This window comes from Citrobacter sp. Igbk 16, assembly GCF_028069755.1.
Lineage (GTDB): Bacteria > Pseudomonadota > Gammaproteobacteria > Enterobacterales > Enterobacteriaceae > Citrobacter.
This window is the reverse complement of sequence record NZ_JANEWJ010000120.1, coordinates 1-255: the sequence shown is the minus strand read 5'-3', so window position 1 is coordinate 255 and position 255 is coordinate 1. Positions and strand designations below refer to the sequence as shown.

At 52.2% G+C, this 255-nt stretch carries 1 rRNA gene; it reads right to left on the bottom strand.

From position 1 onward, the window contains the following. Positions 1 to 255: ribosomal RNA gene (locus NNO03_RS22655) — 23S ribosomal RNA — on the bottom strand; the annotation flags it as partial.

The window sequence follows — 255 nt, the reverse complement described above, 5'->3', positions numbered from 1 at the left end:
CTGCTCCCCGTTCGCTCGCCGCTACTGGGGGAATCTCGGTTGATTTCTTTTCCTCGGGGTACTTAGATGTTTCAGTTCCCCCGGTTCGCTTCATTACGCTATGTATTCACGTAATGATAGTGTGACGGATCACACTGGGTTTCCCCATTCGGAAATCGCCGGCTATAACGGTTCATATCACCTTACCGACGCTTATCGCAGATTAGCACGTCCTTCATCGCCTCTGACTGCCAGGGCATCCACCGTGTACGCTTA